5 protein-coding genes are annotated in these 2281 nt (G+C 44.6%); 4 read left to right on the top strand and 1 reads right to left on the bottom strand.

Annotation, left to right across the window (positions count from 1 at the left end; genetic code table 11):
* Positions 1-82: 82 nt before the first annotated feature.
* Positions 83-313, bottom strand: coding sequence for a helix-turn-helix domain-containing protein (locus tag AK963_RS27935; RefSeq protein WP_066018582.1), 231 nt, complete (start codon positions 311-313; stop codon positions 83-85).
* A 176-nt stretch (positions 314-489) separates the two neighbouring features.
* Here AK963_RS27935 and AK963_RS27940 point away from each other — a divergent pair, with 176 nt between their 5' ends.
* The 4 genes from AK963_RS27940 to AK963_RS33840 all read left to right on the top strand — a co-directional run bounded on the left by AK963_RS27940 (position 490) and on the right by AK963_RS33840 (position 2236).
* Complete coding sequence (locus AK963_RS27940; RefSeq protein WP_066018583.1) at positions 490-1101, top strand: helix-turn-helix domain-containing protein; 612 nt, start codon at positions 490-492, stop codon at positions 1099-1101.
* A gap of 228 nt (positions 1102-1329) precedes the next feature.
* Positions 1330-1629 (top strand): hypothetical protein, encoded by a 300-nt coding sequence (locus AK963_RS27945; protein ID WP_066018584.1) that lies wholly within the window; start codon positions 1330-1332, stop codon positions 1627-1629.
* A gap of 41 nt (positions 1630-1670) precedes the next feature.
* Positions 1671-2081 carry a DUF7173 family protein gene (locus AK963_RS27950; RefSeq protein ID WP_066018585.1) on the top strand — a complete coding sequence of 137 codons (411 nt, stop codon included), beginning with the start codon at positions 1671-1673 and terminating at the stop codon, positions 2079-2081.
* The gene (locus AK963_RS33840; protein WP_175404703.1) at positions 2081-2236 is read left to right on the top strand and encodes a hypothetical protein; all 156 of its coding nucleotides are present in this window, start codon (positions 2081-2083) and stop codon (positions 2234-2236) included. Before AK963_RS27950 ends, AK963_RS33840 begins: the two co-directional genes overlap by 1 nt.
* Positions 2237-2281: the final 45 nt, after the last annotated feature.

The raw sequence follows: 2281 nt of genomic DNA on the forward strand, positions 1-2281 counted from the left end.
GTTGGCGCTTTTGCTGGTGGCTTTTCAGCAGGTCAGCAGGGCTTCCATTTCCCGTTCTTGGTACTGACCCGCCTTGTCTGCATCATCCATCAACAGGCTCTTGTCCATCGGCGGTCAGCATGTCCGGGGTGAAGTCGGGAATTAGGGTTGACCAGAGCAACCGGCGAGCCTTGCCAATCTGTTTTTTATTGTTCTCATAGAGGGACATTTCAGACTTTGAGCAATGCAGTTTTTTAGCGAGCTCGGTGACTGACATTCCTTTTTTATTCCGGTATCCACGAATAATCTCGCCCGGTGTTTTCTTATCTTCCATGCTCTCAAGTTCCGTTTAGTTAATTATTTTTGACTTGCGAGAAATTATTATTACTGGCTGGTGTTTTTTGAGTCAATGGGTAAGTTAACAAAAATTTCATTTAGTCCATTAGTGTTTACTAAATACGATAATCGTCTGATAATGTAGGCAGAATAAATAACAAGGAATACAAGGCGATGGACTGGAGAGAGAGAACCAAAAAGGAGATGGCAAAAAGGGACATTAATCAGAAAATCCTTGCTGACAGGTTAGGTGTGACCAAGGCCGCTGTTTCGCTCTGGTTAAACAATAAGCGAGAACTCACAGAAACCAATACCATTAAGCTACAGTACAGGATTGCTGACATTCTCGAAGTTTCCCCTGAATATCTCGCAACAGGCGCAAAAGAGGACGATCAAAAGGGACGGACTATCCCGCACCTACAAACTTTCGAGGAAGTTTCTGGCTGGCTGTTAACGGGTGTTGCGCCCGCAGATGCGAAGTGGCGACTCTGTCCTGCCGTGTGCGGTGAGAGGTCTTTTTATTTCACGATGAACGGCTCTGCAATGGATTCGTCCATCAATAATTATCCCCCGATCCCGAATGGTAGCCCGATATTCATTGATCCCGATACCCCCTTGGAAGTCGGCAAGCTCTGCCTATTTCAAGACAATGCGCCAGTTCTTGGGGTTTATGATGAAATGAACAATCAGTCTTTTCTCATGTTTTCTAACTCACGGTTTCCCCTCTTGGAGGTTGTAAAAGACAACTTTATTGGCCGGGCTGTCGGCGCAGTGCATTTTTTCTAAGCTCTCTCAAATAAAAATTTAAGGCAGATTTTCCTGCCTTTTTTTTCGACTTAAACCTGTCTATTACCTGCTTTCCTTTCTGATATCCCCCTCGCATAAATGAAACGCTCTCACATTAACTTTTATTTTTCTGGTCAAAAAAAATTAATGGCGATGTTGACTAAAAATAATTATCAATGCAGGGTAAGTAAAACAGAGTTAAATAAACAGTAAATTGAGAGTCGTGTAATGGATAACCAATTTGAGCAAGGAAAGTTCATCGGCAAAAAAGCCAGCGAGATATTGGCACTGGAACGTAAGCAAAAACTTCTTATTCAGCAATCCAAAGAACTACAGAAAGAAGCCAATCTAGACAGATCCATTTTGTTTAACATGATTACCCACCTCCAAGAATCAACACCTCATGAATTACCCGGTCGATTTACCGTTAATGGACTGTTGATTGATATATCGGGTGGCGAACACAGTATTCATATCCAAGAAGTCCCTGAACTCATCAATCACCTCGAAGGTGAACCCACCAGCTAGCCGCTAGACCACCACAACAACCACAACAAAGGGAAATTGCTATGTCCGAAAGCAATGATGCTTCACGGCTGGACAAACTCGCCTACGAGTTAGAGAGAGCCAAAATTGCAGAGCAAAACGCAAGGGATCACCGCCTCGCCATTGAGCAGCAGTTAAGTGAGGTCGTCGGTGTCAAAGACGAGGGTAGTCATACCTTGAAGGGGGATTACTACAAGGTCACAACCTCTGCCGGGTATACCCGAATCCTCGATGAGAAAAAGTGGGGGGAGATAAAAGACAGTCTCCCGGCCTCTCTCGCAAACAACCTGGTACGCACAAAGGTAGAGCTCAACATCAAACAGCTCAAGAGCCTACAGAGCCTCGATCCTGCCCAATACAACATCGTCGCTGAGGCGGTAACGACCAAACCGAAAAAGGTGTCGGTTAAGTTTGAACGGTTGGAGGATCAGTAATGGAAGACAAGAAAAGAGAAATCCCTCTGTGCCTAAAGCATGGCTCCGCTGGAATGGGTAAATCGCATTTCTACGCTGTTGCCCTGAGTTCCATTTTCATCATTAAAAAAAAAGAGAGCCTTTCTAAGGCAACCGCCTCTCAGGAGGTGAAGTAATGGCTATCTCTCTCGAATCCATCAGTCGTTCTTCTGGTATCAAAG

The sequence above is a fragment of the Endozoicomonas atrinae genome (assembly GCF_001647025.1).
Classification (GTDB): domain Bacteria; phylum Pseudomonadota; class Gammaproteobacteria; order Pseudomonadales; family Endozoicomonadaceae; genus Endozoicomonas; species Endozoicomonas atrinae.